General features: G+C 66.4%; 21 protein-coding genes. 12 read left to right on the forward strand and 9 right to left on the reverse strand.

Annotated features, from left to right (window positions below; genetic code table 11):
• Positions 1-48: 48 nt before the first annotated feature.
• The 5 genes from L1F06_RS06095 to L1F06_RS06115 form a co-directional block, all read right to left on the reverse strand.
• Positions 49-1,671 (reverse strand): methyl-accepting chemotaxis protein, encoded by a 1,623-nt coding sequence (locus tag L1F06_RS06095; protein ID WP_129483462.1) that lies wholly within the window; start codon positions 1,669-1,671, stop codon positions 49-51.
• Positions 1,672-1,982: 311 nt separating this feature from the next.
• Positions 1,983-3,503: a tripartite tricarboxylate transporter permease gene (locus tag L1F06_RS06100; RefSeq protein WP_129483463.1), complete on the reverse strand. Its 1,521-nt coding sequence runs from the start codon at positions 3,501-3,503 to the stop codon at positions 1,983-1,985.
• A 9-nt stretch (positions 3,504-3,512) separates the two neighbouring features.
• Positions 3,513-4,025, reverse strand: a complete 513-nt coding sequence (locus L1F06_RS06105; protein ID WP_129483464.1) for a tripartite tricarboxylate transporter TctB family protein — start codon at positions 4,023-4,025, stop codon at positions 3,513-3,515.
• A gap of 66 nt (positions 4,026-4,091) precedes the next feature.
• Positions 4,092-5,069, reverse strand: a complete 978-nt coding sequence (locus L1F06_RS06110) for a tripartite tricarboxylate transporter substrate binding protein (protein ID WP_129483465.1) — start codon at positions 5,067-5,069, stop codon at positions 4,092-4,094.
• A gap of 34 nt (positions 5,070-5,103) precedes the next feature.
• Positions 5,104-6,498 (reverse strand): enolase C-terminal domain-like protein, encoded by a 1,395-nt coding sequence (locus L1F06_RS06115; RefSeq protein WP_129483466.1) that lies wholly within the window; start codon positions 6,496-6,498, stop codon positions 5,104-5,106.
• A 510-nt stretch (positions 6,499-7,008) separates the two neighbouring features.
• On the opposite strand from L1F06_RS06115, the gene kdgD reads away from it, so the two are divergent.
• The 7 genes from kdgD (at position 7,009) to L1F06_RS06150 (ending at position 15,475) form a co-directional block, all read left to right on the forward strand.
• Complete coding sequence (kdgD, locus tag L1F06_RS06120; protein ID WP_129483467.1) at positions 7,009-7,920, forward strand: 5-dehydro-4-deoxyglucarate dehydratase; 912 nt, start codon at positions 7,009-7,011, stop codon at positions 7,918-7,920.
• Positions 7,921-8,030: 110 nt separating this feature from the next.
• Positions 8,031-9,380, forward strand: a complete 1,350-nt coding sequence (gudD, locus tag L1F06_RS06125) for a glucarate dehydratase (RefSeq protein ID WP_129483468.1) — start codon at positions 8,031-8,033, stop codon at positions 9,378-9,380.
• A gap of 149 nt (positions 9,381-9,529) precedes the next feature.
• Positions 9,530-10,867 carry an MFS transporter gene (locus L1F06_RS06130; protein WP_129483469.1) on the forward strand — a complete coding sequence of 446 codons (1,338 nt, stop codon included), beginning with the start codon at positions 9,530-9,532 and terminating at the stop codon, positions 10,865-10,867.
• Positions 10,868-10,889: 22 nt separating this feature from the next.
• Positions 10,890-12,446 carry a galactarate dehydratase gene (garD, locus tag L1F06_RS06135; protein WP_129483470.1) on the forward strand — a complete coding sequence of 519 codons (1,557 nt, stop codon included), beginning with the start codon at positions 10,890-10,892 and terminating at the stop codon, positions 12,444-12,446.
• Positions 12,447-12,459: 13 nt separating this feature from the next.
• Positions 12,460-13,401 (forward strand): 2-hydroxyacid dehydrogenase, encoded by a 942-nt coding sequence (locus L1F06_RS06140; RefSeq protein ID WP_129483471.1) that lies wholly within the window; start codon positions 12,460-12,462, stop codon positions 13,399-13,401.
• A gap of 386 nt (positions 13,402-13,787) precedes the next feature.
• Entirely contained in the window at positions 13,788-14,717 is a 930-nt protein-coding gene (locus L1F06_RS06145; protein WP_129483472.1) for an ABC transporter ATP-binding protein, read from the forward strand.
• Positions 14,714-15,475, forward strand: a complete 762-nt coding sequence (locus L1F06_RS06150; RefSeq protein WP_003241566.1) for an ABC transporter permease — start codon at positions 14,714-14,716, stop codon at positions 15,473-15,475. The genes L1F06_RS06145 and L1F06_RS06150 overlap by 4 nt, the downstream gene beginning before the upstream one ends.
• Before the next feature lie 85 nt (positions 15,476-15,560).
• Here the strand turns inward: L1F06_RS06150 and L1F06_RS06155 are convergent, their stop codons facing one another.
• The 3 genes from L1F06_RS06155 to L1F06_RS06165 all read right to left on the reverse strand — a co-directional run bounded on the left by L1F06_RS06155 (position 15,561) and on the right by L1F06_RS06165 (position 19,238).
• Positions 15,561-15,953 (reverse strand): protease inhibitor I42 family protein, encoded by a 393-nt coding sequence (locus L1F06_RS06155; RefSeq protein ID WP_003241568.1) that lies wholly within the window; start codon positions 15,951-15,953, stop codon positions 15,561-15,563.
• Between the two features lie 87 nt (positions 15,954-16,040).
• Complete coding sequence (gene lon / locus L1F06_RS06160) at positions 16,041-18,437, reverse strand: endopeptidase La (protein ID WP_129483473.1); 2,397 nt, start codon at positions 18,435-18,437, stop codon at positions 16,041-16,043.
• A gap of 96 nt (positions 18,438-18,533) precedes the next feature.
• Positions 18,534-19,238: a hypothetical protein gene (locus L1F06_RS06165; RefSeq protein WP_003241572.1), complete on the reverse strand. Its 705-nt coding sequence runs from the start codon at positions 19,236-19,238 to the stop codon at positions 18,534-18,536.
• A 274-nt stretch (positions 19,239-19,512) separates the two neighbouring features.
• On the opposite strand from L1F06_RS06165, the gene L1F06_RS06170 reads away from it, so the two are divergent.
• The 5 genes from L1F06_RS06170 to L1F06_RS06190 all read left to right on the forward strand — a co-directional run bounded on the left by L1F06_RS06170 (position 19,513) and on the right by L1F06_RS06190 (position 24,688).
• Positions 19,513-20,262, forward strand: coding sequence for an AraC family transcriptional regulator (locus L1F06_RS06170; RefSeq protein ID WP_012017869.1), 750 nt, complete (start codon positions 19,513-19,515; stop codon positions 20,260-20,262).
• Between the two features lie 136 nt (positions 20,263-20,398).
• Entirely contained in the window at positions 20,399-21,085 is a 687-nt protein-coding gene (locus L1F06_RS06175) for a methylamine utilization protein (protein ID WP_177491233.1), read from the forward strand.
• Positions 21,072-23,411 carry a putative bifunctional diguanylate cyclase/phosphodiesterase gene (locus L1F06_RS06180; protein WP_129483475.1) on the forward strand — a complete coding sequence of 780 codons (2,340 nt, stop codon included), beginning with the start codon at positions 21,072-21,074 and terminating at the stop codon, positions 23,409-23,411. Before L1F06_RS06175 ends, L1F06_RS06180 begins: the two co-directional genes overlap by 14 nt.
• A gap of 3 nt (positions 23,412-23,414) precedes the next feature.
• A complete protein-coding gene (locus tag L1F06_RS06185; RefSeq protein WP_012017872.1) occupies positions 23,415-24,266 on the forward strand; it encodes a DUF3034 family protein in 852 nt (283 codons plus the stop codon).
• A gap of 2 nt (positions 24,267-24,268) precedes the next feature.
• Entirely contained in the window at positions 24,269-24,688 is a 420-nt protein-coding gene (locus L1F06_RS06190; protein WP_003241582.1) for a group I truncated hemoglobin, read from the forward strand.
• A gap of 9 nt (positions 24,689-24,697) precedes the next feature.
• Here the strand turns inward: L1F06_RS06190 and lpcA are convergent, their stop codons facing one another.
• Positions 24,698-25,285, reverse strand: a complete 588-nt coding sequence (gene lpcA, locus L1F06_RS06195; RefSeq protein ID WP_096827162.1) for a D-sedoheptulose 7-phosphate isomerase — start codon at positions 25,283-25,285, stop codon at positions 24,698-24,700.
• Positions 25,286-25,290 lie beyond the last annotated feature (5 nt).

The following is a 25,290-nucleotide window of genomic DNA, read 5'->3' on the forward strand; positions in this document are numbered from 1 at the left end:
GGTGATTGCACCGTGCTGGCACTTCCCTGTGCCGGTGTTCTGCCGGGGTCAGGAGCCCAGGCGGCGGGTCACTTCACCGAGCTGGCCGGACAGGTCGCGCAGGTTGTGGCTGGCGATCTGGGTACGCTCGACGTTTTCCTGGTTGGCGCTGGCGATGGCGGTCAGTTCGGTGAGGTTGCGCGAGATGTCCTCGGCCACCGAGGTTTGCTCTTCGGCTGCCGTGGCGATCTGCCGGTTCATGTCGCGGATCGCCTCCACCGCACCGGTGATGCGTTGCAGCATGGCGCCGGCCTCGGTGACCTGGGTCACCCCCTGCTCGCTGCGCTGCTGGCCGCTCTCGATGGCGCGCACGGCGTTCAGCGCGCCGCTCTGCACGGTATCGATGATCTGGTTGATCTCGGCGGTGGACTCGGCGGTGCGCTGCGCCAGGGTGCGCACCTCGTCGGCCACCACGGCGAAGCCGCGGCCCTGTTCGCCGGCCCGCGCCGCTTCGATGGCGGCATTGAGCGCCAGCAGGTTGGTCTGCTCGGCGATGCCGCGGATCACTTCCAGCACCTTGCCGATGCGCCCGCTGTCGCTTTCCAGACGGCGGATCACCTCGGCTGTGTTGGCGATCTCGCCGCGTATGTCGGTGATTGTGGCGATGGTCGACTGCATCACCTTGCCGCCCTGGCGTGCCGAGTCGTCGGCATCGTCCGCGGCATGCGCCGCCTCGGCGGCGTGGCGCGCCACCTCCTGGGCGGTGGCGGACATCTCGTGCATGGCGGTGGCGACCTGATCGGTGCGCTCGAACTGCTCGCTGACGCCTTCGGTCATGCGCGAGGCGATGGCGTTGAGCTCGCCGCTGGCATTGTCGAGGTTGCGCGTGCTGTGGTGCAGGCGCTCGGTGGTGCTGGCGAGGAAATCGCGCAGGGTATTGGCGGCGCGCGCCAGCAGGCCCAGCTCATCCTGGCGGGTGCTGTCCACGCGCTGGCCGAACTGGCCATGGCTGAGCTGATCGACATGGCCGATCAGATGGCGGATGGGAATGATCAGGTTGCGGTTGACCAGCCACAGGCTGAACACGGCGATGACCAGCGCGGCGGCAAGCATCAGCAGGGTGCCGGCGAGAATGGTGCGCTCGGCGCTGGCATTGATCTGCTCGGCCTGGCTCAGGCTGTTCTGCCGCAGCTGTTCGACCAGCGCGCTCATCTGCTCGCTGGTGGCGCGGTCGATACCGCGCACGGCCTCGTCACCGGCCTTGGGATCGGCCCCGGCGGCGACGAAGGCGTCGCGCCCCTTGCGATAGTTGCCGCCGAGCGCCTGGTGCTCGCTGCGCAAGCGCTCGACCTGCGTTCTGAGCGTCGGGTCGGCCGCGGCTACCTGCGTCAGTTGGCCGAGAATGTCCTGCACCTTGCGCTCCTGCGCCTCGAACTGGCCCCAGTAACGTTGCAGGTTGGCGCTGTCCTGGCCGCGCAGCAGCACGTTCTTCCATTCCTGTACCTGAATCTTGAATTCGACGTTGGCGGCGTCGATCAGGCGTGAGGACTCCAGCGGACCGTCGAGCAGGCCGCGGTAGGACTGGATGCCGCCGGAGAGAAAGCTGAAGCAGGCCAGGGCGGTGATCAGGATCAGCGCCAGGCTGCCACCGAGCAGGGCGAGAATCTGCGCGCGCAGGGATTTTTGGAACATGGGTCACGCCTCGGAGATGGGGTGGTGGGGCTTGCCAGTCTGACGGCCGTGGATGTCAGTTCAGCGGATGTCCCTATCGTCCGGCGCCACGCCAGCCTGGAAGCTGGCCTACACAGTATAGGCGGGCAAAAAGAGTGATGGCACTTTGCTCTGAAAATCTGCCCCCACCTGCACGCCCAGCCTCGCGTAGGCTGCGCCACGCGCACCAGGGACCGGGCAGTGCTACCAAGCAGGCCGTTGGCTGGCGCGCAATTTCCAGCAGACGGTTCACCAGGCCGCCGCCTCTCCCATCGCAAGAGAGACGGCGTGATTCAGGTGCGCAGGATCTCGTTGATCGCGCTGGGTCTGGGGCGCAGGGCGCTGAACACCTGCCACAGCACGAAGGCCAGGGCCAGGCCGAGGAAACTGCCGGCGATGGGGTTGGTGACGAAGTCCATGAAGTCGTTGTCCGACAGCATCAGCCCGCGGCGCAGGTTGGTCTCGGCCATCGGCCCGAGGATGAAGCCGATGATGAAGGGCGCCGCCGGCATGCCGGCCTTGACGAAGCCGTAGCCGAGCAGGCCGAACAGCAGGATCGACCAGACGTCGAACAGGCGGCTGGACAGGCCGAAGGCGCCGACCACGCAGAGCACCAGGATGATCGGCAGCAGGATGTGCTTGGGCACGTCGAGCAGCTTGATGAACAGGCGCAGGCCGTAGAACTCCATGAACAGCATGATCACCGTGGCCACGATCAGCGCGGCGAAGATGGTGTACACCAGCGGGCCCTGGCTGACGAACAGCAGCGGGCCGGGCTGGATGCCGTGGATCAGGAAGCCGCCGAGCAGGATCGCGGTGACGGTGTCGCCGGGAATGCCCAGGGTCATCAGCGGCATCATTGCGCCGCCGACGCCGGCGTTGTTGGCGGTCTCGCTGGCCACCACGCCGCCGATATTGCCCTTGCCGTAGCTGTGCGGATCCTTCGCGCGCTTCTTCGAGATGATGTAGGCCAGCAGGTTGGAGGTGCCGGCGCCGATGCCCGGCAGGATGCCCACGCCCAGGCCGATCAGCCCGGAGCGCCCGGCATTGGGCAGTTGTTCGCGAAACTCCTTGAGCGAGAAGCCGAAGCCCTTGATGTGCTTCATGCTCACCGACTTGGCCTTGCCCTGCACGGCATGACGACCGGTTTCGGCCAGCTTGATGATCTCGGCCACGGCGAACATGCCGATCATCACGGTGAGCATGGAGAAGCCACCGTTGAGTTCGCTGAAGCCGAAGGTGAAGCGGCGCACGGCCTCCACCGGCGCGATGCCGACGGTGGACACGGCGATGCCCAGGGCGCCGGCGAACAGCCCCTTGAGCATGGAGCCGGCCGACAGCGTGGCGATCAGGGTCAGGGAAAACACCGCGATGGCGAAGTATTCGTGCGGGCCGAAGCTCAGCGCCACCTTGGCCAGCTGCGGTGCGATGAACATCAGCGCCACCACGCTGAAGATGGTGCCGAGAAAGGAGAACACGATGCCCACGCCCAGCGCCTTGACGCCCTGGCCCTGCTCCATCAGCGGGCCGCCGTCGAACACCGTGGCGATGGATGACGGCGTGCCGGGAATCTTCAGCAGAATCGCCGAGATCAAGCCGCCGGAGGTGGCGCCGATGAACAGCGCCACCAGCAGCGACAGACCCGCCTGCGGGCCCATGGTGAAGGTCAGCGGCAGGCACAGGGCCACGGCCATGGTGGCCGAGAGGCCGGGTACCGCGCCGAACACGATGCCCACGGCGACGCCGACGAACATCAGCATCAGGATGTTGAGCGAGAAGACGGCACCGAAGCCTTGCTGCAGTAATTCGAGCATGGTCGATCCTCAGAGGAAGTGGTTCAGCAGGCCGGCGGGCAGCATCAGGTCGAAGGCCTCGCGGAACAGCAGGAAGATCACCGCCGCGGTGACCAGCGCGATCAGGGCGTAGGTGAGGTGGCTGACCTTGTGACCCACCGGGGTCAGCACGATGAACTGCAGATACAGATACACCGCGGTCATGATCGGAAAGCCCACCGGGCCCAGCAGCGCCATGTAGCCGAGAATCAGCCCCAGGGTCTTGAGCACGGTCCTGGGCTCGCTGGTGGCCGGCGGCACCGGGCTGGCAACGCTCCCGCTGGCTGCCGGCGTGCTTGGCGCCGCGTTCCGGGGCTTGTGGCTGAAGGCGCTGAACAGCTGCATCACCCCCAGTAGCGAGAGGAAGGCGGCAAGCAGCGTGGGCAGCGTGGCGGCGTCGATGCCCGCGTGCCCCGGCAGTCGATAGGCCATCGCCATGTAGACGATGCCGGCGCTCAGCATGGCGATGCCGATGAGCAGTTCTTTCTTGTTCGCAGTGTTCATCGCGTACCTCGATGTTCTGAGGTGCAGCGCCGCCAGTCATCGCGGGCGGCGGCGCTGCGTCAGGGCTTACTTGGCCTTGCGCAGCTCATCCTTGAACTGCATGAAGTCGTCGCGGGTCTTGGCCAGGATCGCCCTGGACTCTTCGGTGCCATGGAAGGCCACCGGCTGCTTGAACTTCTTCAGGTCCTCGGCGTACTCGGGGATCTCGCTGATCTGCTTCATCAGGTCGGCCATCTTCTTGACGATGGCCGGGTCGGTGCCTTTCGGGAAGGCGACCACGTAGGGCTTGTCCATGGTGATGTCGAGGCCCTGTTCCTTGAGCGTCGGCACGTCGCCGAGCATGGCGTTGCGCTCGGCGTTGGGCTGGCCGAGGGCGACCATCTGCCCGCCCTGGACATAATCCTGCACCGAGCCGTAGGTGATGGCGCCCATGTCCAGACGGCCGCCGAGCATGCCCACGACGCGGTCGGCGACGGTGCCGCCGTCGACCATCTTCAGCTTGATGCCGGTGAGCTTCTCCAGCATCAGGCCCTGCAGGTGGGAGAAGCTGCCCATCTCGGTGCCGTAGGTGATTCTGCCCGGGTTGGCCTTCGACTTCTCGATCAGGTCCTGCATGCTGGTCACGCCGGACTGCTTGGAGGCGACGAACACCGTGCTCTTGTCGACGCCGGCGATGCAGGCCACGTCGAAGGTCTCGAAGCTGTCCTCGGTCAGCCCGGCCACCTCGTTGACGATCAACTGGCCCGGGTGGGTGAAGAGCAGGGTGTTGCCGTCCGGTGCGGCGCCCTTGACCTGCTCGGCCGCCAGTGTACCGCCGCCGCCGGCGACATTGGTCACCACCATGCTCCTGCCGGTGAGCTGGTTGAAGTACTTGGCCATCATGCGCGCGTTGAAGTCGGTGTCGCCGCCGGGGTTGGCGATCACCACCACCTGCACCGGGCGTGTCGGCCATTTGACCTCGTCGGCGAAGGTGGCGGAATGGGCGAGCAGGGCACCCATGCCGAACAGGGCAGAGAACAGAGAGGCACGGAATGTTTTTTTCATTGGAATACTCCGGGGTGAATGGCGGCCGCTTGAATCAGTCGCGGCCGAGGCTGGGGCGCTTCGGGTGGTATTGCCAACCCGGAACCAGGTACTGCATGGCCATGGCGTCGTCGCGCGCGCCGCTGGCCACCTTCTTGTACAGCTCGTGGGCGGCCATGATTCGCTGCATGTCCGGCTCGATGCCGAGGCCGGGCTTGTCCGGCACCTGTACCTGACCGCCGACGATGCGCAGCGGTTCACGGGTCAGGCGCTCTTCGCCTTCCTGCCAGATCCAGTGGGTGTCGATGGCGGTGATGCGCCCGGGCACGGCGGCGGCGGCATGGGTGAACATGGCCAGGGAAATGTCGAAGTGGTTGTTGGAATGCGAGCCCCAGGTCAGGCCGAATTCCTCGCACACCTGGCCGAGGCGTACGGCGCCCTGCATGGTCCAGAAGTGCGGGTCGGCCAGCGGAATGTCCACGGCCTCCAGGCGCAGCGAGTGGCCCATCTGCCGCCAGTCGGTGGCGACCATGTTGGTGGCGGTGGGAATGCCGGTGGCGCGCTTGAATTCGGCCATCACCTCGCGGCCCGAGTAGCCGTTTTCCGGTCCGCAGGGGTCTTCGGCATAGGCCAGCACATGACCCTGGCCCTTGCACAGGGCGACGGCTTCGTCCAGCGACCAGGCGCCGTTGGGGTCGAGGGTGACCCGGGCATCGGGGAAGCGCGCCTTGATCGCGCGGATCGCCTCCATCTCCTCGGCGCCGCGCATCACCCCGCCCTTGAGCTTGAAATCGGCGAAGCCATAGCGCGCGCGGGCGGCCTCGGCCAGGCGGGCGATGGCGTCCGGCGTCAGCGCGGCCTGGTGGCGCAGGTGATACCAGTCATCCTCGGAGCCTTTGCCGGCCAGGTAGGGCAGGTCGGCGCGCTGGCGTTCACCGATATAGAAGAGGTAGGCAAGCATCGGCACGCGCTGGCGCTGCTGGCCGCTGCCGAGCAGCTCGGCCACCGGCACCTCGAGGTGCTGGCCGAGCAGATCCAGCAGGGCCGCTTCGACCGCGGTGATCACGTTGTCCAGGCGCAGGTTGATCTCGTGCGGCTGCTTGAGTACCCGTGCTTCGGCCTCCGAGGTGACCTGATGCTGGGTGGTCTGCGGTCCCTTGGCCGGCCCGGCGATGGCCTGGCGCAGATCGTTGAGCACGCGGTTGTAGCGGCCGACCGACTGCCCGATCACCCGTTCGCGGCAGCGCTCCAGCGCCTGGCGGATGCCCTCGCCACCCGGCACCTCGCCGCAGCCGGTGCGCCCGGCGTTGTCCTTGAGCAGCACCAGGTTGCGGGTGAAGTAGGGGGCGTGGGCGCCGCACAGGTTGAGCAGCATGCTGTCACGGCCGGCGACCGGGATGACCTGCATGTCGACGATACGGGGTGTGCTGCTGGGGGAGGCTTGGTGCATCTTGGCTGGGGCTCCGAACGTGGCGCGGCCCTCGGCCGCTATGGCGAAGGGACGGTTCAGTCGTGCATCGGCATCGGCAATGGGGCCGAGCCGTGGGCGGGGGCGGCAGCGAGGGCGGCGTCGCGAGCGCCGTGCAGGCGGCTGGCGGCCCATGAGCCTGTGCATTGGCAGCGAATGGCGGCAGTGAAGGTCGATGACATGACCTGGCCTCGTTTGTTTTTATAGGGTTGTCATATGTTGTCGTATGACTTGATGAAATTAGTATCAGCCTGCTCCTGGCCTGTCAACGCTCCGCATGGCTGTGGGCAAGGTCGGCGTGCGTCATGGGTTTGTCAGCTGCTGCTCTGGTTCGAGCGTTGAGACGTCAGGCTGGGGAGCAGGGGGCGGCGAAGAGCTTCGACGAATGGGCGATACGAAAACTGGTGTTTTTTTTATTGTTGTACGATAACGTATCTCTACGGCTTCGCCTGAGGCTATTTCTCACAACTCGCTCTACAGGGTGTTCGCATAATGAATCCACAAGAACTCAAGTCCATCCTCTCGTCCGGTCTGCTGTCCTTTCCGGTGACCGATTTCGATGCCGCCGGTGATTTCCACCAGGCCGGCTACGTACGCCGTCTCGAGTGGCTGGCGCCCTACGGTGCCTCGGCGCTGTTCGCCGCCGGTGGCACTGGCGAGTTCTTCTCCCTGGCGCCGGACGAATACAGCGCCGTGATCAAGACCGCCGTGGACACCTGCGAGAAGTCCGTACCTATCCTTGCTGGTGTCGGCGGCCCGACCCGCGTCGCCATCCAGATGGCGCAGGAGGCCGAGCGCCTGGGCGCCAAAGGCCTGCTGCTGCTGCCGCATTACCTCACCGAAGCCTCGCAGGAGGGCGTTGCCGCGCACGTCGAGCATGTGTGCAAGGCGGTGAAAATCGGCGTGGTGATCTACAACCGTAACGTCTGCCGCCTCAATGCTCGCCTGCTGGAGCAGCTGGCCGAGCGCTGCCCCAATCTGATCGGCTACAAGGATGGCCTGGGCGACATCGAACTGATGGTGTCGATCCGTCGCCGCCTGGGCGAGCGCCTCACCTACCTCGGCGGCCTGCCGACTGCCGAGGTCTACGCCGCGGCCTACAAGGCCCTGGGCGTACCGGTGTATTCCTCGGCCGTGTTCAATTTCATTCCGAAAACCGCCATGGCGTTCTACAAGGCCATCGCTGCCGACGATCAGGCCACGGTTGGCAAGCTGATCGACGATTTCTTCCTGCCCTACCTGGACATCCGTAACCGCCGTGCCGGTTACGCCGTGAGCATCGTCAAGGCCGGTGCGAAAATCGTTGGTTACGATGCCGGCCCGGTGCGTGCGCCGCTGACCGACTTGCTGCCGGAGGAGTACGAAGCCCTGGCCAAGCTGATCGAGGCGCAAGGCGCGCAGTAACGCTGCAGGTGCCGCTCGCCCCGGCGAGCGGCCCGGTCGCGCCGCGGCAGGCCGGGCGCGACGACGCTGAACCATTGTCGAACCCGCACAAGAACAACAGGGTAACGCTCATGACTTCACAGATTCCTGCCGCTGTCGGCACTCCGCTGATCACCGAGCTGCAAGTCGTACCGGTTGCCGGTCAGGACAGCATGCTGCTCAACCTGAGCGGTGCTCACGGCCCTTACTTCACCCGCAACATCCTCATTCTCAAGGACAGCGCCGGCCATGTCGGGGTCGGCGAAGTCCCCGGCGGCGAGGGCATTCGCAAGACCCTCGAAGACGCCCGCGCGATCCTTGTCGGCCAGCCGGTCGGCAACTACAACGCATTGCTCAATCAGGTGCGCCGCGCCTTCGCTGATCGCGACTCTGGCGGCCGCGGCCTGCAGACCTTCGACCTGCGTATCACCATCCATGCCGTCACCGCGCTGGAGTCGGCGCTGCTCGACCTGCTCGGCCAGCACCTCGGTGTGCCGGTGGCCGCCCTGCTTGGCGAAGGCCAGCAGCGCGATGCGGTGGAAATGCTCGGCTACCTGTTCTTCATCGCCGACAAGGACAAGACCGATCTCGGCTACCGCGACGAGCGCGATGCCGACGACGCCTGGCGGCGGGTGCGCAACCAGGCCGCGCTGACCCCCGAGGCCATCGTCCGCCAGGCCGAGGCCGCGCACGCGCGCTACGGCTTCAACGACTTCAAGCTCAAGGGCGGCGTGCTGCATGGCGAGGCCGAAGTGGAGGCGATTCGTGCCCTGGCTGCGCGCTTCCCGAATGCCCGCGTGACGCTCGACCCCAATGGTGGCTGGTCGTTGGATCAGGCCATCGCCCTGTGCCGCGACCTGCATGGCGTGCTGGCCTATGCCGAAGACCCGTGCGGCGCCGAGAACGGCTACTCCGGTCGTGAAGTGATGGCCGAGTTCCGCCGTGCCACCGGCCTGCCGACGGCTACCAACATGATCGCTACCGACTGGCGGCAGATGGGCCACACCATCTCCCTGCAGTCGGTGGACATTCCGCTGGCCGACCCGCACTTCTGGACCATGGCCGGTTCCGTGCGCGTGGCGCAGATGTGCAACGACTGGGGCCTGACCTGGGGTTCGCATTCCAACAACCACTTCGACATTTCCCTGGCCATGTTCACCCACGTCGCCGCCGCGGCGCCGGGGCGCATCACCGCCATCGACACCCACTGGATCTGGCAGGACGGTCAGTACCTGACGCGCAACCCGCTGCGCATCGAAGGTGGCCTGGTGCAGGTGCCGAAGACGCCGGGTCTGGGTGTCGAGCTGGATTGGGATGCGCTGGCCAAGGCGCACGAGCTGTACCGGGCCAAGGGCCTGGGCGCGCGTGACGACTCAGTGGCCATGCAGTACCTGATTCCGGGCTGGACCTTCAATAACAAGAAGCCCTGCCTGGTGCGTTGAGTCAGCTTTGTAGGGTGGGCTTCAGCCCACCTTGATTACAGCCGGTGGGCTAAATCCCACCCTACGGGGTGATGACCGTGGCTGCAGCGGAACGCCGCCCGGCCCACCCTACCGGCTCAGCCTTTCCTTCTGTCTCACGAGCCTTGCCGATGCCAGATGCCAAACCGGGTCGGGTGCGCTACAGCATTCTGCTGATGCTGTTTCTGGTCACCACCATCACCTTTGCCGATCGCTCCAGCCTCTCCGTCGCCGGTTCGGCGATGCAGGCCGGCCTCGGCATCGACGCGGTGACGCTCGGCTACATCTTCTCGGCGTTCGGCTGGGCCTACGTGATCGGACAGATTCCCGGTGGTTGGCTGTTCGATCGCTTCGGCACCAAACCGGTGTACACCCTGGCGCTGTTCGTCTGGTCGGTACTGACCCTGCTGCAGGGCTTCGTCGGCTGGCTGCCCAGCACCTGGGCGGTGACCTCGATGTTCCTGCTGCGGCTGCTGGTGGGCTTTGCCAGCGCGCCGTGCTTTCCCGGCAACGCGCGGATCATCGCCTCCTGGTTTCCCACGGCCGAGCGCGCCACCGCCACGGCCATCTCCAGCTCGGCGCAGTACGCTGCCACGGCGCTGTTCGCCCCATTGATGGGCTGGGTGGTGCAAGCCATGGGTTGGCAATCGGCGTTTATCCTGCTCGGCTGCCTGGGGCTGGTGCTGTCGTTCGTCTGGTTGCAGCAACTGCATGGGCCACGTGCGCACCCGCGGATCGAGGCGGCCGAGCTGCACTATCTCGCTCAGGGCGGTGCGCTGATCGATCTGGAAGGGCAGCGCGGCAGCGCCGGTGGCTCGCAGTGGCGACACCTGGGCCTGCTGCTCAGGCAACGCACGATGATCGGCATCTACCTCGGCCAGTACTGCAACAACGCCATTACGTACTTCTTTCTCACCTGGTTCCCTGTGTACCTGGTGCAGGCACGCGGCATGAGCATTCTCGGCGCCGGTTTCGCCGCCGCGCTGCCAGCCATCGGTGGTTGCATCGGTGGCGTGCTCGGCGGGCTGCTGTCCGACGGCATGCTGCGCCGCGGCCATTCGCTGACCCTGGCGCGCAAGCTGCCGATGGTGCTCGGCCTGCTGCTGTCGAGTGCCGTGGTGCTGTGCATTTATGTCGACAGCGACGCCGCGGTGGTGGCGCTGATGGCCCTGGCGTTCTTCGGCAAGGGTCTCGGCTCGCTGGGCTGGACACTGGTGGCCGACACCTCGCCGCGGCAGATACTTGGCCTGTCCGGCGGGCTGTTCAACACCTTTGGCAACCTGGCGGCGATCACCACGCCCATCGTCATCGGCTACCTGGTCAGCCATAGCGGTTCTTTCGATGGGGCATTGGTCTATGTCGGCCTCAATGCCCTGCTGGCGGTCGTGAGCTTCGGCCTGATCGTCGGCCGTATTCACAGGGTCGAGCTGGACGACGCCTCGCGCGCCAATGCCGGCTCGGTATCCTGAGCGCACAACAGGAGCACGCAGCATGCAGTTGATTCCCCATCAGGATTCGCCCCGCTATATCCGCCTGCACCCAACCGACAACGTTGGTGTGGTGGTTAATGACCAGGGCGTTGCCGCAGGCGGTCAGTTCGACGATGGCCTGACGGCTATCGAAGGCATTCCACAGAGCCACAAGGTGGCGCTGGTGGATATCGCCGAAGGGCAAGAAGTAGTGCGCTATGGCGAGGTCATCGGCTATGCGCTCAAATCCATCGCCGCCGGCAGCTGGGTCACCGAGCAGGTGCTGCGCATGCCCGAGCCGCCAGTGCTGGACAACTTGCCCAAGGCGACCATCAAGGCCGCTCCGGGGGAGCCGTTGACGGGCTATACCTTCGAAGGTTTCCGCAACCCGGACGGCAGCGTCGGCACGCGAAATATCCTCGGCGTGACCACCACTGTGCAGTGCGTGGTCGGCGTGCTCGATCACGTGGTCGAGCGCGTGCGCAAGGAAGTCCTGCCCAGGTACCCCAATGTCGACGACGTGGTGGCGCTGTCGCACAGCTACGGCTGCGGCGTGGCGATCAATGCGCCGGACGCCGTGGTACCGATCCGCACCCTGTACAACATCAGCCGTAACCCCAACCTCGGTGGCCAGGCGCTGGTGATCAGTCTCGGCTGCGAGAAACTGCAGGCCAACCAGTTGATGGATGGCGACCTGCTCACCAACGGCATGGAAGAGGAAGACTGGCTGTTCCGCCTGCAGGATTCCGGCACCGGCTTCACCGGCATGGTCGAGCAGATCATGGGCATGATCGAGGAGCGCCTGCAGGTGCTCGACCAGCGTCGCCGCGAGACCGTACCGGCTTCCGAACTGGTGGTTGGCATGCAGTGCGGCGGTAGCGACGCTTTCTCCGGCATCACCGCCAACCCGGCTTTGGGTGTGGCCGCCGACCTGCTGGTGCGCGCTGGTGCCACCGTGATGTTCTCCGAGAACACCGAAGTGCGTGACGGCATCCACCTGCTGACACCGCGCGCCGCCAGCGTCGAGGTGGCCGATGCGCTGATTCGCGAGATGGACTGGTACGATGCCTACCTTGCGCGCGGCATGGCCGATCGCAGCGCCAACACCACGCCGGGCAACAAGAAGGGCGGGCTGAACAACATCGTCGAGAAGGCCATGGGTTCCATCGCCAAGTCCGGCAGTAGCCCGATTGCCGGCGTCGTCTCCCCGGGCGAGCGCATTCGCGGCAAGGGCCTGTGGTTCTGCGCCACGCCGGCCAGCGACTTTATCTGCGGCACCCTGCAACTGGCGGCGGGGATGAACCTGCATATCTTCACCACCGGGCGCGGCACGCCGTACGGCCTGTCGATGGTGCCGGTGATCAAGGTGGCCACGCGCAGCCAACTGGCCGAGCGTTGGCCGGACCTGATCGACGTCGACGCCGGGCAGATCCTCTCCGGACGCATGAGCCTGGAGGAAATGGGCTGGCATATCTTTCAGCTCTATCTGGACGTGGCCAGCGGGCGCAGGCAGACCTGCGCCGAACGCCTGCGTCTGCATAACGATCTGGTGCTATTCAACCCGGCGCCGGTGACCTGAACGGGAGAGCCTGATGAGCAAGATCAAGGTGCTGCAGATCGGTCCGCTGAGCGAGCGCTTCAACCGCGAGCTGGCGGCCGAGTATGAGGTCAGTGCGCTGTGGCAACAGGCCGAGCCGCTGACCTTTCTGCGCGAGCAGGGCGGGCAGTTCCGCTACATGGTGTCCTCGGCGCGTTTCGGCTGTAAGGCCGAGCAGCTCGAGCTGTTGCCCAATCTGCGTGCCATCTGCAGTTTCGGCGTCGGCCATGACCCCTATCCGCTTGAGCTGCTGCGCGAGCGCGGCATCGCCATCAGCACCACGCCGGACGTGCTCAACGACTGCGTGGCGGATCTGGCCATGGGCCTGATCATCGACAGTGCGCGGCGTCTGTCGGCCTCCGACCGCTTTGTGCGCAGCGGCGCCTGGGGCGACGGGCAGAGCTTCCCCCTGGCCCGCCGGGTCAGCGGCAAGCGCCTGGGTATCGTCGGCCTCGGTCGCATCGGCGAGGCGGTGGCGCAGCGGGCGGCGGGCTTCGCCATGCCGCTGCGTTACCACAACCGCCGTGCGGTCGAGGGCAGTCCTTACCAGCATGAGCCGGATCTGCTGGCGCTGGCGCGCTGGGCGGACTTTCTCGTGCTGACCTGTCCGGGCGGTGCGGCGACCCGGAATCTGATCGATGCCGAAGTGCTCGAGGCGCTGGGGGCCGACGGTTTCCTGATCAATGTCGCGCGCGGTTCGGTGGTCGATGAGGCGGCGCTGATCACGGCTTTGCAAAATGGTGTGATTGCCGGCGCCGGTCTCGACGTCTACCAGCACGAACCCCAGGTACCGCCGGCCTTGCGCGAGCTGGACAACGTGGTGCTGCTGCCGCATGTCGGCAGCGCCAGCGTCGAGACCCGCCAGCAGATGGCCGACCTGGTGCTGGACAACCTGCGTTCCTTCATCGCCAGCGGCAAGCTGTTGACTCCGCTGTAGGGCGGGTACAACCCGCCAGCTCTTTATTGGCGGGTTGCACCCGCCCTACGAAACATCCCGCTCCTGCAGCGGGCCCCATATGCAAGGCGGCGCTCGCCGCCCTGCCTATCGCCGCAGCGCCACAAGCGTCGCGGCCGCTTCACCCTCAACCTCACCTGCAGCATCGGCGCGCCACAAGCGCGCCGTTTTTTGCGCTCTGCCTGCATTGACTGCTGGAGGGGCGCGCGGGGCCGCCCGGGCTGTGCGCGCCAGGCAGGTTCGTTCCTCGGTGCGCACGGAGCACCCTACCGCCCGAAGCTTTTCCGGGATGAACCAATACCGCACTTGCCCTGTCCGGGTGGTCAGGCTCTACACTCTGTGGTTTTTCCGCAGGCAAGGATTCTACCGTGCAGTCGGTCATCTCCATTTCGCAACTGAACAAGACCTACGCCTCGGGCCATCCGGCCCTGCAAGGCATCGACCTGGACATTCGCCAGGGCGAGATCTTCGCCTTGCTCGGGCCCAACGGCGCCGGCAAGACCACGCTAATCAGCATCATCTGCGGCATCGTCAATCCGGGCGGGGGCAGGGTGCTGGTCGGCGGCAAGGACATCGTCCGCGACTACCGCGCGGCCCGCTCGCAGATCGGCCTGGTGCCGCAGGAGCTGGTCAGCGACGTGTTCGAAACCGTCTGGGCGACGGTCAAGTTCAGCCGCGGCCTGTTCGGCAAGAAGCCCGATCCGGCCTATCTCGAGCAGCTGCTCAAGGACCTGTCGCTGTGGGACAAGCGCAACGCCAAGATCATGGAGCTGTCCGGCGGCATGAAGCGCCGGGTGATGATCGCCAAGGCGCTTTCGCACGAGCCGCAGATTCTCTTTCTCGACGAGCCTACCGCCGGCGTCGACGTCGAGCTGCGTCGCGACATGTGGAACATGGTGCGGCGTCTGCGCGAGCGCGGCGTGACCATCATCCTCACCACCCACTACATCGAAGAGGCCGAGGAAATGGCCGACCGCATCGGGGTGATCAGCAAGGGGCGGATCATTCTGGTGGAGGACAAGCAGGTGCTGATGCACAAGCTGGGCAAGAAGCAGCTGACCCTGCACCTGCAGCAGCCGTTGTCCTGCGTGCCGGCCGAACTGGCGCGCTACGGCCTGGAGCTGACCGATCAGGGCCATGCCCTAGTGTTCACCTTCGATGCGCAACACGAGAACACCGGCATCGCCGAACTGCTGCGCGATCTGACCCAGCACGGCATCGACTTCAAGGATCTGCAGTCGAGCCAGAGTTCCCTGGAAGAAATCTTCGTCGGCCTGATCAAGGAGTCGCGCACATGAACCTGTACGCCATCAAGGCCATCTACCTGTTCGAGCTGGCGCGCACCTGGCGCACCCTGCTGCAGAGCATCGCCACCCCGGTGATCAGCACCTCGCTGTACTTCGTGGTGTTCGGCTCGGCCATCGGTTCGAGCATGACCCAGGTGCAGGGCGTGAGCTACGGCGCCTTCATCATTCCCGGGCTGATCATGCTGGCGCTGCTGACCGAAAGCATTTCCAATGCCTCGTTCGGCATCTACATGCCCAAGTACTCGGGGAGCATCTACGAGATTCTTTCGGCGCCGGTCTCGTACCTGGAGATTCTGATCGGCTATGTCGGCGCGGCAGCGACCAAGTCGGTGATCCTCGGCCTGATCATCCTGCTGACCGCACGGCTGTTCGTCGATTTCGAGATTCAGCATCCGATCTGGATGGCGGCATTCCTGATCCTCACCGCGCTGACCTTCAGCCTGTTCGGCTTCATCATCGGCGTGTGGGCCGACGGCTGGGAGAAGCTGCAGATCGTCCCGGCGCTGATCGTCACGCCGCTGACCTTCCTTGGCGGCGCCTTCTATTCGATCAGCATGCTGCCGCCGGCCTGGCAGACGGTGACCCTGTTCAACCCGGTGGTGTACCTGATCAGCGCCTTTCGCTGGAGCTTCTACGGCGTGTCCGACGTCAATGTCGGCCTGAGCCTGACGATGATCCTCGGCTTTCTCGGACTGTGCATCCTGCTGGTGGGCTGGATCTTCAAGACCGGATACCGGCTCAAGAGCTGAGCCGGGCAGGGAGGACGGGTTGAGGCGCTTTGGCGGCGATTCGTTTGCAGTCGTCGCGGCTAAAGCCCCTGCAGCCGGTTTTCCCTCACTTCACCCGCAATTCACACTCGAAGGTTTGCGCTGGCGGCACGTTCGGCTCCCAGGGCTGCTGGTAGGTCAGCAGCAGGCGGCCTTCGCCGGCCTCGCGTGCAGTGAAGCGCCAGGTGGAGATGCCGCCGGCACCCACCAGCCCGGCATCTTCCGGATTGCTGTACACCTCGGGGCCGAGGCTTTGCAGCACGTTCGTTGCACCGTCGCGGACCTCCCAGCGAAAGCCGGTGGTCGGGTTGCTGGGCAGGCTGAGAATCAGTTGCTGGCCCTTGTTCAGCGTCAGCGGGCACTGCCTGGCCTTCTTCAGCTCCAGCGTGCCGGATTGATGAGCGCAGGCCGTGAGCAGGGCCAGGGCGGGCAGGGTAAGCAGGCGCAACGCGCGGTTCATGACGGACTCCTGTCGGCGAAACCTGGCCCAGCATAGCCGCACCGGGGTGCGGCATGCGAGCCGTAGGGTGCGCCGCGCGCACCGTGGTTAGTCGAAAAGCACCCTGGCCACGTCGCCATAACGCCTGGCGAAATGCACCGTCAGGCCTTCCTTGAGGTAGTCCGGCAGTTCCTCGTAGCTGCCACGGTTGGCCTCCGGCAGGATCAGTTCATGGATCTTCTGCCGCCGCGCCGCGATGACCTTCTCGCGTACGCCGCCGATGGGCAGCACCTGGCCGGTGAGGGTCAGCTCGCCGGTCATGGCCACGCCCTTTTTCGGCGCCTGGTTGCGCGCCAGGGAGAGCAGGGCACTGGCCATGGTGATGCCGGCGCTGGGGCCGTCCTTGGGCGTGGCGCCTTCCGGCACGTGCAGGTGAACGAAGGCCTGGTCGAAGAAGGTTGGGTCGCCGCCGAACTGCTTCAGGTGCGAGCTGACGTAGCTGTAGGCGATCTCCGCCGACTCCTTCATCACCTCGCCGAGCTGGCCGGTGAGCTTGAAGCCACGGTTGAGCGTGTGGATGCGCGTCGCCTCGATCGGCAGGGTGGCGCCGCCCATGCTGGTCCAGGCCAGCCCGGTGATCACGCCGACGCCGGCCAGTACCCGCTCGTTGCGGAACACCGGCATGCCGAGGGCCTCCTCCAGGTCCTTGGCGCCGATGCGGATCTTCGCCTCGGGATCCTCCAGCAGCTTGACCACCGATTTGCGCACCAGCTTGCCCAGCTGCTTCTCCAGCTGGCGCACGCCAGCTTCGCGGGCATAGCCTTCGATCACTGCGCGCAGCGCCGCGTCGCTAATGGACAGGCGCGCCTTGGGCACGCCGGCCTTTTCCAGCTGCTTGGGCCACAGGTGGCGCTTGGCGATGGCCAGCTTTTCCTCGGTAATGTAGCCGGACAGGCGGATCACCTCCATGCGGTCGAGCAGCGGCCCGGGGATGGAATCCAGCGTGTTGGCGGTGCACACGAACAGCACCTTGGACAGGTCCAGGCGCAGGTCCAGGTAGTGGTCGAGGAATTCGACGTTCTGCTCCGGATCGAGGGTTTCCAGCAGCGCCGAGGCCGGGTCGCCCTGGTAGCTGGTGCCCATCTTGTCGATCTCGTCGAGCATGATCACCGGGTTCATCACCTCGGCTTCCTTCAGCGCCTGCACCAGCTTGCCGGGCATGGCGCCGATGTAGGTGCGACGGTGGCCCTTGATCTCCGCCTCGTCACGCATGCCGCCCACCGAGAAACGGTAGAAGGGACGGCCGAGGGATTCGGCGATGGATTTGCCGATGCTGGTCTTGCCCACGCCGGGCGGGCCGACCAGCAGCACGATGGAACCGGCGATCTCGCCCTTGAAGGCGCCGACGGCGAGAAACTCGGTGATGCGCCGCTTGATGTCGTCCATGCCGGCGTGGTGCTTGTCCAGCACCTTGCGCGCGCGGCCGAGGTCGAGCTTGTCCTGGCCATGGATGCCCCAGGGCAGTGCGGTGGCCCAGTCCAGGTAGTTGCGCGTGACGGCGTACTCCGGCGAGCCGGTCTCGAGGATCGACAGCTTGTTCAGCTCCTCGTCGATGCGCTTGCGCACCGGCGCCGGCAGGGTCTTGCCTTCGAGGCGGGCGAGGAATTCCTCGCGGTCGGCGCTCTTGTCGTCCTTGCTGATGCCCAGTTCCTGCTGGATCAGCTTGAGCTGCTCCTTGAGGAAGAACTCGCGCTGGCGCTCGCCGATCTGTCTGTTCACCTCGGCCGACAGCTCCTTCTGCAGGCGGCCGACTTCCACTTCCTTGCGCAGCAGCGGCAGGACCTTCTCCATGCGCTTGAGAATCGGCACGCAGTCGAGCACTTCCTGCAGCTCATGGCCGGGCGCAGTGGTGAGCGCTGCGGCGAAATCGGTCAGCGGCGACGGCTCGTTGGGGCTGAAGCGGTTGAGGTAGTTCTTCAACTCCTCGCTGTACAGCGGGTTGAGCGGCAGCAGCTCCTTGATCGCATTGATCAGTGCCATGCCGTAGGCCTTCACTTCGTCGCGCGGGTCGCTCGGGGCCTGGGGATAATCCACCTCGGCCAGGTAGGGGCCGCGCCGGCTCAGCCAGCCGCGGATGCGCACGCGGGTCAGGCCCTGGGCGACGAACTGCAGCTTGCCGCCTTCCTCGCTGACATGGTGTACGCGGACCAGGGTGCCGTGCTCGGGCAGGCTGGCCAGGTCGAACTCGCCATTCTCGTCCGGCGGATTGTCGACGTAGAACACCGCCAGGCACTTGTGCTCGGTATTGCCCACGCGGTTGAGCGTGCGTCCCCAGGGATGCTGGTTGACGATCACCGGCAGCACCTGCGCCGGGAAGAACGGGCGGTTGTGAATGGGGATGACGTAGAGCTTGTCCGGCAGTTGCTGGGCGGGGAGCACCAGGCCGGTACTACCGACCTGCACCTTGTCTTCGACTGCCTCGGAGTTGATGTCCTGATCGTTCATGGAGCACCTTTGCTTGCATGTTGAGTGCTACATGGGGCGGTGCTCGGAATTTTTCAACGCCAGGACTTCCCTTTGCGCCCGGCCTGTGCGCGGCGGTCAGGCCAGTGTCAGGCGAATGCCCTGCAGGCGCTGGTCGATCAGCGGCGTGAGCAGGGCGAAGCAGTCGGCGGGGGCCAGGCGCACCTGGGGCGACTCGATCAGTTCCTGGCGCAGGCGTTCGAGCAGCGCATGCAGCGTCTGGTCCGGGCTCTGGGTGTCGAGGCGCTCGCAGAGAAAGCGCATCTGCATCTGCAGACCCGCCGGGCAGCGCGAATAGTTCGCCGCGCGCACCGCCAGCCCGCGCAGGCGGGCCAGGTCCTCGAGTGCGCGGCAGGCTTCGCCGAGGCCGCGAATGGCCGGATGCTGATGCTGGTACAGGCGATCCTCGAGCTGCTCGATGACCTCCAGCAGGGCATCGATCAGGCGGCTGTGCGCCTCGAAATCGGCGGGTTTGCGGCGCAGCAGCGGCCAATGCTGTTGCAGTGGCGGCAATTGCAGGCTGGTGCCGGGCCAGTTCAGCCAGAGCTCGTCGAGTTGGCGAGCCAGGGCGTTGCGCTGGCTGACGCTGTGGAGGTCCTGCTGGGCGCCGAGGCCGCGGTGTTTCTGCAGCGCCTGGAGCAATTCCAGGCAGCGCTGCAGGGTGCGGTTCTCCAGCTTGCCCAGCGCCTGCTGGTGGCGCCGCTCGGCGCGCTGGCTCAGGCAGTGACCGAGCGTGAGCAGGGCGACCCCCAGGCCCAGGGCGATGAACAGTTCGGGATTCATGGGCTGCGCTCCATTGCATTGGCTGACTTGGCCAGGTCTTCGGTAGCTGGTTCAAGCAACTCCCCTGCCAGCGATGAGAGCGCCCGGCGTGCCTGGGGCGGGCGGTGCAGGGCGTTGCGGCGGATGCCCGCAAATGGCGCAGGCAGCGCTTCGTCGGCTCAATCTGGTGCAAGCGATGTAAAAGGTGCAACCCATCCGCTGGTCGCGGGTTGCGGCGTTTTTTCCCGTAAAGGAGTAAAGTGCAACCCTTGTTTCATGCCGCAAGTCTTTCGCCATGCTGCAAGCCCGTGTGATTCGCCTGGATGAACAGGCCCATGAACATGCTCACGATCATCACCAACTGGTGATGTCCCTGGTCGGCCGCGCCGAATTCGAGGTCGGCGGACGCGGCGGCGAAGTCTGCCGGATGCGCGCCTGTCTGGTGCCCGGCGACGCCGCTCACCAGTTCGCCGGCATGGGCGACAACCGCATGCTGATCGTCGATCTCGACGAGCAGGACACCCCCAGCGAGGATCTGGAACTGCTCCACAGCCTGTTCGAGACCCCGCGATTCCCGGCGCTGGACGCCGATTTCCAGCACCTGCTCAGCTATGCCGGCGCCGAACTGGAGCGCTACGGCAGCGACTCGATCCTGGCGCGCTCTCTCGGCGGCGTGCTGTTGCGGGCGCTGCACCTGCGTCTGTTCGGCGAACAGCGGCGCCAGCCGCAGGGAGCGCTGGATCTGCAGCGGCTGGACAGCTACATCGGCGAGCACCTGGCGCGGCGCATCAGCGTGGCCGAGCTGGCTCAGGTGATGTGCCTGAGCCCCAGCCACTTCCATGCGCAGTTCAAGGACAGCGTGGGCCTCACCCCGCACCAGTACCTGCTCAAGACCCGCCTCGACCGCGCCGCGCGCATGCTGCGCGAGAGCACCCTGCCGCTGGTGCGCATCGCCGAGGAGTGCGGGTTCTCCAGCCAGAGCGCATTGACCACCTCCATGCGCCGCTATCTCGGCCTCACGCCCAAGCGTTTGCGCAGCGAGTAAGGCCCTGGCTGGGCGATTGCTGGCCGGTTCGCCGCCGGCCAGCTAGGCTGTCAATTCTGTACGCCAAAACTCGGTTGCCAAGATGGCATGTAATCCTGTGGACGCCCCGGCCGTCGGCTCGGGCCAAGGCTCGCGCATGACTGGTCGCAATTCCCGCCTGCTCCCCCTCGTTCTGTTCGCCGCCCTGGTCCTGCCCGGCCTGGCGCATGCCGCGGCGCTGCATGCCGATCTGCTGGACGCCGCCGGCCAGCCGCTGGCCGATGCGGTGATCAGCCTGAACGGCCCGCTGGACGCATCCCAGGCGCCACCGCCGGCGCTCATGGATCAGCGCGACAAGCAGTTCCAGCCCCATGTGCTGGCGGTGCGTACCGGCACGCTGGTGTCCTTCCCCAACAGCGACGATATCCGCCACCAGGTCTACTCCTTCTCGCCGGCCAAGCGTTTCGAGCTGCGCCTGTACCAGGGCACGCCGAGCGAGCCGGTGCTGTTCGACAAGCCCGGGCTGGTGGTGCTGGGCTGCAATATCCATGACTGGATGCTCGGCTATATCTACGTCACCGACGATCCCTGGTTCGCCGTCAGCGACGAGAACGGCCGTGCGGCCATCGCCGGGTTGCCGGCCGGTCGCTACGCCGTGACCCTCTGGCACCCAGGCAATCCGCAGTTGTTGCCGCAGGCCGCCGGCGAGCTGCAGGTGCAGGTGCAGACGCTGAGCCAGCGGTTCACCCTGGCCAGCAGCGGCCCTGCCGAGCCGCCCGCGCCGCCGGCGCCGAGCGCGTTCGGCGAGGCTTTCAGGAAGGCCGCCGAAGATGCTGCGCAGTAGCTTCCAGGCGCGCATCAGCGGCGTCCTCATCCTGCTGTTGCTGGTGGTGATCGGCGCCCTCTATGTCGCGGTGAAGGCAGCCACCGATGCCGCAGTACGCGCCCAGGCGCAGGAGCAGCTGAACGTCGGCAGTCTCGTCTTCGAGCAGCTGCTGGCGCTGCGCAGCGACCAGCTGCAGCAGGCCGCCCAGGTACTGGCGGCCGATTTCGGCTTCAAGGAGGCGGTGGCCAGCGGCGATGCGCCGACCATCCGCTCGGCACTGGCCAACCAGGGCGCGCGCATCAACGCCGACGCGGTGTTCCTGCTGGGGCTGGACGGCAGCCTGCAGGTGAGCACCGACCCGGACATCGACGCCGAGGCGCTGGCCCGTATGGACGGCCAGCTACAGCGGCCGCGGCGCGACGGGGCGCGGCTGTTCCTGCTGCCCATCGGCAGGCAGATCTATCTGCTGGTGGATGCCACGGTGAGCGCACCGCTGCCGATCGCCCGGGTGCTGATGGGCTTTGCCGTGGACCGCGAATTCGCCGTGCAGCTGCGTGAGCTGACCCACCTGGAGCTGAGCCTGGTGGCCAGTCGCGACGGTGCGGCGCCGACGTGGATCAGCACCCTGCCGGCCAGCGCCCAGGCCCTGCTGCAAGCGCAGATGAAGGCCGCCGGCGCGATGCCGCAGCGTCTCGACGGTGGCAGCGAGCACTACTTCGGCCAGCACCTGCAACTGGCCAGCGGCCCCGGCTATCGCGTCGAGGCGCTGCTGCACAAGTCCCTCGGCGAGGCCGAGGCGGCGTTCGCACCGCTGGATCGGCGCATCCTGCTGATCAGCCTGGGGGCCATGCTCGCCTCGCTGATCGGTGCGCTGTTGCTGGCGCGCAGCCTGTCGCGACCGGTGCGCGAACTGGCCGCTGCCGCCCAGCGCATCGGCCGTGGCGACTATCAACAGCCGGTGGCCCTGGCCCGCAGCGACGAGCTCGGCCTGCTGGCGCTGGCGGTCAACGACATGCAGCGCGGCATCGCCGAGCGCGAGCGGCAGCTGGCGCACAACGCCCTGCACGACGCGCTGACCGGCCTGCCCAACCGCACCCTGGCGCTGGAGCGGCTGGGCAGCGCGATCACCGCCGGCCGGCCCACGGCGCTGCTGTATCTGGGTGTGGGCAACTTCGCCGCGATCAACGAGAGCTGTGGCCAGGGTGGCGGCGACCTGGCCCTGCAACAGCTGGCCCGGCGTCTGCAGGCGACCCTGCGCCCCGGCGACAGCCTGGCGCGCCTGGTGGGCGATGAGTTCCTCCTGCTGCTGGAGCAGTGCGACGGCAGCAGTGCAGTGGCCAGCGCCGACCGTCTCCATCAGCTGCTGCTCAAGCCGCTGCGCATCGGCACGCTGGACATCGCCCTGGACTGCCGCATCGGCATTGCCGCCTACCCGGCCGACGGTGACACACCGGACGATCTGCTGCGCCGTGCGCGCATCGCCATGCAGGACGCGGCCCAGCATTCCGGGCGCCTGCAGCTCTACCAGCAGGGCCGCGACGCCGCCCAGCAGCGGCAGATTCGCCTGATCCGCGATCTGCGCCACGCCGCCGCGCAGGGCCAGCTGCTGTTGCACTACCAGCCCAAGCTGGACATTCGCGAGGGCCTCGTGCGCCAGGCCGAGGCGCTGCTGCGCTGGCAGCATCCGCAGCTGGGCATGGTCTCGCCCGGCGAATTCATTCCGCTGGCCGAGCGCACCGGCAGCATCCAGCTGCTTTCCGCCTGGGTCATCGAGGAGGCCATGCGCCAGCTGCAGGAGTGGGACGGGCGCGGCATCTGGGTACAGCTGTCGCTGAACATCTCTACCGCAGACCTGCTCGACGCCGAGCTGCCGGGGCGCGTTGGCGCACTGCTGGCACGCTACCGGGTGGCGCCGGAGCAATTGATCTTCGAAATCACCGAGAGCGGGGTGATGCTCGATCCCGAGCGCGCGTTGCAGGTACTGCACGGCTTGCGTGGCTACGGCATCGGCTTGTCGGTGGACGATTTCGGCACCGGCTATTCCTCGCTGGCGCAACTCAAGCGCATGCCGGTGCAGGAGCTGAAGATCGACCAGAGTTTCATCCGCGAGCTGGACGACCACAGCGAGGACTCGGTGATCGTTCGTTCCACCATCGAAATGAGCCACAGCCTGGGCCTGAAGGTGGTGGCCGAGGGCGTCGAACTGGCGTCCGGCCTGAATCTTTTGCAGCGCTGGCACTGCGATACCGCACAAGGCTACCTGATCAGCCGGCCGCTGGCCGCCGAGGCCTTCGAGGCCTGGCTGGCACAGCCCTATCGCCCCCCCCTGGCCAAGGTGCACTGAAGCATGCGACTCGCCTGTCTGTTGGGAATGTGCCTGTACGCCGGGCTGGCTAGCGCCGGCGAAGGCCGCTTGCTGGCCACCGGCGGCGCCACCAGCCTCGAGGGCGCCGCCGGCGGCGGGATCATGCCCTGGGCGGTGCTGGCCGGTTACGGCGAGCGCGGCGAATGGGGCGCGGACGTGTTCGCCACCCGTGTCGAAACCGGCGACTACCGCCTCGACGTGGCCGGCGTGGCGGCGGCTTACGGCAATCGTATCGAGCTGTCCTACGCGCGCCAGCGCTTCGACCTCGGCACCCTGGCGCGCGACCTGCGCCTGCCGGACAACAGCCTCAGCCAGGACGTGCTCGGCCTCAAGCTGCGCCTGGCCGGCGACCTGATCTACGACCGCCTGCCGCAGATTTCCCTCGGCCTGCAGCACAAGCGTCAGCGCGACTTCCTGGTGCCCAGCCTGGTCGGCGCGCAGCGTCGCGAGGACAGCGAAGGCTACCTGGCGGCCAGCCGGCTGATTCTCGGCGGTGCTTTCGGCTACAACCTGCTGCTCAACGCCAACCTGCGCTATAGCCGGGCCAACGAACTGGGCCTGCTGGGCTTCGGCGGCGACCGTCGCGACCGCCATTCCTGGCTCAAGGAAGGCTCGGTGGCGGTGCTGCTGGATCGGCACTGGGCAGTGGGCATCGAGTATCGGGAAAAACCCGACAACCTGAGCTTTGCCGGCGAGAGCGACTGGGCCGATCTGTTCGTCGGCTACTTCCCCAACAAGAACCTGGCGGTGGTGCTGGCCTACGCGCGACTCGGCGAGATCGCCACGCTGGACAACCAGGACGGTGTCTACCTGTCCGTGCAGGGGAGTTTCTGAACATGCGCCTGGCCATGCTCTGCCTGCCGCTGCTGCTGGCGGCCTGCGCGCAGCAGGCGCCGCGCGACGACGGCCTGTACCGCGCCCTGGGCGAGGAGCCCGGTATCGTGCGGATCGTCGAAGGCATGCTGCTGGGCTCCGCGCGCGATCCGCGCATCGCCCGGCACTTTCTCGACATCGACATCGAGCGTCTGCGCGAGAAGCTGATCGAGCAGCTGTGCTTCGAGAGCGGCGGCCCCTGCGTCTACACCGGCGACAGCATGGAGGAGAGCCACAAGGGCATGCGCCTGACCCCCAGCGACTTCAACGCCCTGGTCGAGCACCTGCAGGACGCCATGGAGGCCGAGGGCGTGCCGACGCCGGCGCAGAACCGCCTGCTGGCGCGCCTGGCGCCGATGCGCGGGCAGGTGATCGACCGTTAGCGTCTGCGCTCAGGCGTAGTTCTGCGGGCTCAGCTTGCGCTCGATCAGCTCGATGAGGATGTGCAGCGTCTTGATGTGCAGCTCCTGCACGCGGTCGGCGTAGTCGCCGCCGGGGGCGCAGATGCACACGTCGGCCAGGCTCTCCAGCAGCGAGCCGGGCTTGCCGGTCAGGGCGATCACCTTCACTCCCAGCCCCTTGGCGGCTTCGGCGGCCTTGACCACGTTGGGGCTCTTGCCGCTGGTGCTGATGGCGATCAGCACGTCACCTTCGCGGCCATGGGACTCGATGTAGCGCGAGAAGATGAAGTCGTAGCCGAAGTCGTTGGCCACGCAGCTGATATGGCTGGGGTCGCTGATCGACACCGCGGCGATGCCGGGGCGGTTGTTGCGGTAGCGCCCGGTCAGCTCCTCGGCGAAGTGCATGGCATCGCACATCGAGCCGCCGTTGCCGCAGGAGAACGCCTTGCCCTTGTTCTCGAAGCTGGCGATCAGCAGTTCGGCCGCCTTCTGGATATTGCCCAGGGTCTGTTCGTTGGCGAGGAAGGCCTCCAGCGCACGCTGGGCTTCCTGCAGGCTGTTGCGGATATGTTCGATCATCGCGT

This window comes from Pseudomonas hydrolytica (assembly GCF_021495345.1).
Taxonomy (GTDB): Bacteria; Pseudomonadota; Gammaproteobacteria; order Pseudomonadales; family Pseudomonadaceae; genus Aquipseudomonas; species Aquipseudomonas hydrolytica.